6 protein-coding genes are annotated in these 6372 nt (G+C 68.0%); 5 read left to right on the forward strand and 1 reads right to left on the reverse strand.

Annotation, left to right across the window (positions count from 1 at the left end; all coding sequences use genetic code 11):
* Positions 1-141: 141 nt before the first annotated feature.
* Positions 142-1419 carry a L,D-transpeptidase gene (locus tag ACZ4EF_RS29445; RefSeq protein WP_355334275.1) on the forward strand — a complete coding sequence of 426 codons (1278 nt, stop codon included), beginning with the start codon at positions 142-144 and terminating at the stop codon, positions 1417-1419.
* Positions 1420-1435: 16 nt separating this feature from the next.
* Here the strand turns inward: ACZ4EF_RS29445 and ACZ4EF_RS29450 are convergent, their stop codons facing one another.
* Positions 1436-1861: a hypothetical protein gene (locus ACZ4EF_RS29450; RefSeq protein WP_355334273.1), complete on the reverse strand. Its 426-nt coding sequence runs from the start codon at positions 1859-1861 to the stop codon at positions 1436-1438.
* 224 nt (positions 1862-2085) lie between these two features.
* Here ACZ4EF_RS29450 and ctaE point away from each other — a divergent pair, with 224 nt between their 5' ends.
* The 4 genes from ctaE (at position 2086) to qcrB (ending at position 6271) form a co-directional block, all read left to right on the forward strand.
* On the forward strand, positions 2086-2706 hold the full coding sequence (ctaE, locus tag ACZ4EF_RS29455) for an aa3-type cytochrome oxidase subunit III (RefSeq protein WP_355334271.1): 621 nt from the start codon (positions 2086-2088) through the stop codon (positions 2704-2706).
* Positions 2707-2772: 66 nt separating this feature from the next.
* The gene (qcrC, locus tag ACZ4EF_RS29460) at positions 2773-3582 is read left to right on the forward strand and encodes a cytochrome bc1 complex diheme cytochrome c subunit (protein ID WP_355334269.1); all 810 of its coding nucleotides are present in this window, start codon (positions 2773-2775) and stop codon (positions 3580-3582) included.
* Entirely contained in the window at positions 3579-4640 is a 1062-nt protein-coding gene (gene qcrA, locus ACZ4EF_RS29465) for a cytochrome bc1 complex Rieske iron-sulfur subunit (RefSeq protein WP_355334266.1), read from the forward strand. Before qcrC ends, qcrA begins: the two co-directional genes overlap by 4 nt.
* Positions 4637-6271, forward strand: coding sequence for a cytochrome bc1 complex cytochrome b subunit (qcrB, locus tag ACZ4EF_RS29470; protein ID WP_355334263.1), 1635 nt, complete (start codon positions 4637-4639; stop codon positions 6269-6271). Before qcrA ends, qcrB begins: the two co-directional genes overlap by 4 nt.
* Positions 6272-6372: the final 101 nt, after the last annotated feature.

Below are 6372 nucleotides of genomic sequence, written 5' to 3' on the forward strand. Positions count from 1 at the left end.
CAAACACAACCAAAAGAAAAAACGCCCCCCCCCCCCCCCCCCCCCCCCCCCCCCCCCCCCCCCCCCCGCCCGTTCGCGCGTCCGACCTCTTTTGCACGTATCCACCGAGCGAAATCACCCGGTTGTTCCTAACTTGAGTGCATGAGCCACAATTCTCTACGCCGTAACGCGCTGCGCTGCTCCCTGCTGGTGGCGCCCCTCGCGGTGGGGCTCACCGCTTGTGGCGGCGGCGGCAATCCGCTCGCCGCCACGCCGCACGACGCCGCCGCCAAGGTCGCGTTCGGCTCCGCGGCCGGAGGCAAGGCCGACCCGTCCAAACCACTCCAGGTGACCATCAAGAAAGACGGGAGCCGGATAACCGACGTGACCGCTACGGACGCCGCAGGGCGCTACGTACGCGGCGAACTCGGCTCCGACGGCCTGAGCTGGCACTCCACCGGCGCGCTGGCCGCAGGCGCGCACTACACGGTCCGGGTGAGCACCGAGGACTCCGACGGCCGCCCCGGCCGTAAGACGCTCGGTTTCGACACCACGCCCGCGGACGCGGGACTGCACGTCGCCTTCGGCCCCGACGCGGGTACGTACGGCGTCGGACAGCCGATCACCGCCGAGCTGAGTGTCCCGGTCAAGGACCCGGCGGCCCGCGCCGCCGTCGAGGGCAACCTCAAGGTCAGCTCGACCCCCCAGGCCGCCCCCGGCTCCTGGTACTGGGTCGACGACCGCACCCTGCACTACCGGCCCAGCACGTACTGGCCCGCGGACGCCACGATCGACGTGACCAGCACCCTGAACGGCGTACGCGTCCAGGACGGGCTCTACGGCGGCACCGACAAGTCCCTGGAGCTGCACACCGGCGACCGGGTCGAGGCGCTCACCGACGCGGGCACCCACCAGATGACCTTCAAGCGGAACGGGAAGGTGGTCCGTACGCTCCCCGTCACCACCGGCAAGCCCGGCTTCTCCACCCGCAACGGCGTCAAGGTGGTGCTCGGCAAGGAGCAGTTCGTCCGGATGCAGAGCGAGAGCATCGGCATCGCCGCGGGCAGCTCCGACTCCTACGACCTGCCGGTCTACTGGGCCACCCGGGTGACATGGAGCGGTGAATACGTGCACGCCGCGCCGTGGTCCGAGGGCTCGCAGGGGTACGCCAACGTCAGCCACGGCTGCACCGGCATGAGCATGGACAACGCCCACTGGTTCTTCGACAACGTGCGGCAGGGCGACATCGTGGAGGTCACTCATAGCCTCGGCGACACGATGACGCCGTTCGACAACGGCTTCGGCGACTGGAATCTGAGCTGGGCGCAGTGGAAGAAGGGCAGTGCCCTCGGTGCCGCGGGTCAGTCCGCGGCGACGCAGAACACCGCCACCACCGCCACCGTCTCCAACCCGGCCCGGCTGCGCCCCCAGGCGCTCTGACCGGCCGCCGCGGCGCTCAGTGCGCCGTCGTCGCCACGGCCGTGGTCCTCGGCGCCAGCCTGGCCCGCAGCAGCCCCGCCAGGGACTCGCTGAGGGCGACCGGGTCGACGGGGTGGGCGACCGCCGCGTCGGCCCGGCTCCAGGTCGCCAGCCAGGCGTCCTGGGGACGGCCGATCAGCACCAGCACCGGCGGGCAGCGGAAGATCTCGTCCTTCGCCTGACGGCACACCCCCATGCCGCCGGCGGGGGAGGTCTCACCGTCGAAGACGCAGACGTCGATGCCGCCGCGCTCCAACTCGGTGAGAACCGCGGGCATCGTCGCGCACTCCACGTACTCCACCGGCGGCAGGTCGGCGGCGGGCCTGCGGCCGACGGCGAGCCGGACCTGCTCCCGGGTGTTCGCGTCGTCGCTGTAGACCAGCACCGTGGCGGTCGCCTGCATCGTGGTTCCTCCTCGTGAAGGCGTTCTCAAGTGCGTCGGATGCTACTCCCGCCAGCGCCTTCGCGAGGAGGGTTCGTAGCCCGCGAAGATCGGCGGCCCGGTCGTCCGACGCACCGTCATCCCTCCTTCGGGGGACGGCGGCGCTAGGCCACGCGGGTCTCCTGCGGGCCTTGACACACCGAATGGCACCCCCCGGAGTCAGCGCCAGATAAGCGACCGACATAATGTCGGACGTGGCGACAGCAACAGCAGTAGATACCGGGCACGCGCACCCGTCGGTCAACCGGCCGAACCTCACCAGCGTCGGAACCATCATCTGGCTGAGTTCCGAGCTGATGTTCTTCGCGGCCCTCTTCGCGATGTACTTCACCCTTCGGTCGGTCACGGGTGCCGACTTCTGGAAGGAACACGCCCATGCGTTGAACGTCCCGTTCTCGGCGACGAACACGACGATCCTGGTGCTCTCCTCCTTCACCTGCCAGATGGGCGTCTTCGCCGCTGAGCGCGGCGACGTGAAGAAGCTCCGCTCCTGGTTCATCGTGACCTTCATCATGGGTGCGATCTTCATCGGCGGGCAGATCTTCGAGTACACCGAACTGGTCAAGAAGGACGGCATCTCGCTCAGCTCGGACCCCTACGGCTCGGTGTTCTACCTGACGACCGGGTTCCACGGGTTGCACGTGACGGGCGGACTGATCGCGTTCCTGCTGGTACTCGGGCGGACGTACGCGGCCAAGCGGTTCACCCACCAGCAGGCCACCGCAGCCATCGTCGTGTCCTACTACTGGCACTTCGTCGATGTCGTGTGGATCGGCCTCTTCGCCACGATCTACCTGATCAAGTAGCCGGTCGCACACCGCACACACATTCCAGAAGCATCGACGCAAGAGATCCTGACACCGGGGTAATCCGTGAAAAAGCTCTCCGCACGACGGCGCCACCCGCTGGCGGCGCTTGTCGTCCTACTCTTCGCGCTCGCGGTCACCGGGGGGCTGTACGCCGCGCTCGCGCCGGCGCCGAAGGCGCAGGCCGACGACGCGGCCCAGTCCCTCGCGATCACTGAGGGCAAGAAGCTGTACTCCGTCGGCTGCGCAAGCTGCCACGGCACTTCGGGCCAGGGCAGCTCCGACGGACCGAGCCTGGTCGGCGTCGGCTCCGCCGCCGTCGACTTCCAGGTCGGCACCGGCCGGATGCCCGCGCAGCAGCCCGGCGCGCAGATCCCGAAGAAGAAGGTCATCTACGACCAGGCCGAGATCGACCAGCTCGCCGCGTACATCGCGTCCCTCGGCCCCGGCCCCGCCGTGCCGAGCAAGGACCAGTACAACCCCGCGGGCGCGGACGCCGGCAAGGGCGGGGAGCTGTTCCGCACCAACTGCGCCCAGTGCCACAACTTCGTCGGCAAGGGCGGTGCGCTGACCAACGGCAAGTACGCGCCGACGATCCAGGGCGCCTCGCCCAAGCACATCTACGAGGCCATGCTGACGGGTCCGCAGAGCATGCCGTCCTTCCCGGACAGCACGATGCCGCAGGACACGAAGGCGGACATCATCGCGTACCTCCACGAGGTCAACAGCAGCGAGACGAAGAACCCCGGCGGTCTCTCGCTGGGCAGCATCGGTCCGGTGTCCGAGGGTCTGGTCGCCTGGGTCTTCGGCCTCGGCTTCCTGCTCGTCTGCACCACCTGGATCGCCGCCCGGACGACCAAGGCCAAGAAGTCATGAGCGAGACTGGATCTCACAAAGACGTGTCAGAGAACCTGCCAAGTGAGCACGGCGCTCACGGGAGCGAACCAGCGGTCCCCGACGACCCGTTCGCCAACCCCGGCCATCCCCCCCACGAGTACCGCCGTCAGGACATCGACGAGCGGGCCGAGAAGCACTCCGAGCGGGTCGTGGCGGGGCTGTTCGGCCTGTCGATGCTCGGCACCGTCGCGTTCATCGCCTGCTTCGTGATCTTCCCGGTCGACAAGATCGTCTTCATCTTCCCGTTCGGCAACGTGAGCGCGCTGAACTTCTCGCTCGGCCTCACGCTCGCCGTGGCGCTGCTGGGCATCGGCGCGGGCGCGGTCCACTGGGCCCGCACCCTGATGTCCGACGAGGAGTTCGCCGACGAACGCCACGCGGCGGGCGCGGACGAGGAACTGCGCGAGAACATCGAGCAGCAGTGGGCGCAGGGCGCCCGCGAGAGCGGGTTCGGACGGCGCAAGCTGATCCGCAACACGATGTTCGGCGCCCTGACCCTGGTCCCGCTGGCCGGTGTCGTGATCCTGCGCGACCTCGGCCCGCTGCCGGAGGACAAGCTCCGGCACACCCTGTGGGCCAAGGGCAAGGTGCTGATCAACCAGAACACGAACAAGCCGCTGCGCCCCGAGGACATCGTGGTGGGCTCGCTCACCTTCGCGATGCCCGAAGGGCTGGAGGAGTCCCAGGAGGACTTCCAGGAGCAGATCGCCAAGGCGGCTCTGATGATCGTCCGGATCAAGCCGGACGACATCAAGGACAAGCGCGAGCGTGACTGGGCCCACGAGGGAATCGTGGCCTACTCCAAGATCTGCACACACGTGGGCTGCCCGATCAGCCTCTACGAGCAGCAGACGCACCACGTGCTCTGCCCGTGCCACCAGTCGACGTTCGACCTGTCGGACGGCGCGCGGGTGATCTTCGGCCCGGCGGGGCACCGGCTGCCGCAGCTTCGGATCAGCGTCAATGGTGAGGGCAATCTCGTCGCTCTCGGCGACTTCGATGAGCCCGTCGGTCCGGCATTCTGGGAGCGCGGATGAGTACTACGACGGAAAGCTCGACCCGTCGGGGCAAAAAGCCGGTCGGCCAGCGGGCCGCCGAGTGGACTGACCCCCGGCTCGGTATCTACAAGTTGGCCAAGGCCAACATGCGGAAGATCTTCCCGGACCACTGGTCCTTCATGCTGGGCGAGATCTGCCTCTACAGCTTCGTCATCCTCATCCTCACGGGTGTGTATCTGACGCTGTTCTTCCACCCCAGCATGAACGAGGTCGTCTACCACGGCCCGTACGCGCCGCTCCAGGGCGTGCGGATGTCCGAGGCGTACGCCTCCACCCTGCACATCAGCTTCGAGGTGCGCGGCGGTCTGCTGATCCGGCAGATCCACCACTGGGCCGCGCTGATCTTCATCGCGGCGATGATCGTGCACATGATGCGCGTGTTCTTCACCGGCGGTTTCCGCAAGCCGCGTGAGATCAACTGGCTGTTCGGCTGGACGCTGCTGTTCCTCGGCATGTTCACCGGCTTCACCGGTTACTCGCTCCCGGACGACCTGCTGTCCGGCACCGGCATCCGGTTCGCCGACGGCGCGGTGCTCGCCACCCCGGTGGTCGGCTCGTACCTGTCGTTCTTCCTCTTCGGCGGGGAGTTCCCCGGGCACGACATCGTCAGCCGGTTCTACTCGATCCACATCCTGCTGCTGCCGGGTCTGATGGCCGGTCTGCTGACCGCCCACCTGATCCTGGTCTTCTACCACAAGCACACGCAGTTCCCGGGTGCGGGCAAGACCGAGAAGAACGTCGTCGGCATGCCGCTGCTGCCGATCTACACCGCGAAGGCGGGCGGCTTCTTCTTCCTGGTCTTCGGCGTGATCTCGGCCATCGCCGCGACCGTGTCGATCAACCCGATCTGGTCGATGGGACCGTACCGGCCGGACCAAGTGTCCACCGGCGCCCAGCCGGACTGGTACATGGGCTTCTCCGAGGGCCTGATCCGCGTGATGCCCGGCTGGGAGATCAACGCCTGGGGACACACACTCGTCCTGGGCGTGTTCATCCCGCTGATGGTCTTCCCGGTGGTGCTGGCGGCCATCGCCGTCTACCCGTTCATCGAGGCGTGGGTCACCGGGGACAAGCGCGAACACCACCTGCTGGACCGGCCGCGCAACCGCCCGGTGCGCACCGGCTTCGGTGTGGCCTGGCTGACCGAGTACTTCGTGCTGCTGATCGGTGGCGGCAACGACCTGTGGGCCACGCACTTCCACCTGTCGATCAACTGGATCACCTGGTTCGTCCGCGTCGGCTTCTTCGTCGCGCCGGTCCTGGCCTTCATCATCACCAAGCGGATCTGCCTGGGTCTCCAGCGCCGTGACCGCGACAAGGTGCTGCACGGTCGTGAGACCGGCATCATCAAGCGGCTGCCGCACGGTGAGTACATCGAGGTGCACGAGCCGATCTCGCAGGAGCAGCGGCACATCCTCACCGCGCACGTCCAGCCGGAGCCGATCGACGCGGGCCCCGAGGTGGACGAGAACGGCGTGGAGCGCAAGCTCAACCCGATCGAGAAGGCGCGGGCCAAGCTCTCCCGCGGCTTCTACGGCGAGCACAGCCAGATTCCGAAGCCCACGGCCGAGGAGTACGAGGAGATCACCAGCGGACACGGCCACCACTGAGCCGCCGCCGCTGAGCTGAGCCACCCACGGGCCGGGGGGGGGGGGGGCCCCCCCCGGGGGCCCTCGGATCCCCCCTTCTTTCCCCCCTCTCCCCACCTCTG

The organism is Streptomyces sp. NPDC025721 (assembly GCF_055558595.1).